The sequence below is a fragment of the Paracoccus wurundjeri genome, assembly GCF_030678915.1.
Classification (GTDB): Bacteria; Pseudomonadota; Alphaproteobacteria; order Rhodobacterales; family Rhodobacteraceae; genus Paracoccus; species Paracoccus onubensis_A.
The window spans coordinates 1-218 of record NZ_JAUUTZ010000073.1; the positions used below are offsets into that span (position 1 = coordinate 1).

Genomic DNA, 218 nt, shown 5'->3' on the forward strand with positions numbered 1-218 from the left:
CCCCCCCCCCCCCCCCCCCCCCCCCCCCCCCCCCCCCCCCCCCCCCCCCCCCCCCCCCCCCCCCCCCCCCCCCCCCCCCCCCCCCCCCCCCCCCCCCCCCCCCCCCCCCCGATTCCGGCTACCCGTAATCCCGCGCCCCGAATATCGCCGAACCGACGCGCACATGAGTCGCGCCCTCGGCAATTGCGGCTTCGAAATCCGCACTCATCCCCATTGAC

General features: G+C 81.2%; 1 pseudogene. It reads right to left on the reverse strand.

Going from position 1 to position 218, the window contains the following annotated elements:
- Positions 1-118: 118 nt before the first annotated feature.
- Positions 119-218 (reverse strand): annotated as a pseudogene (locus tag Q0601_RS24665) (YggS family pyridoxal phosphate-dependent enzyme); the annotation flags it as partial.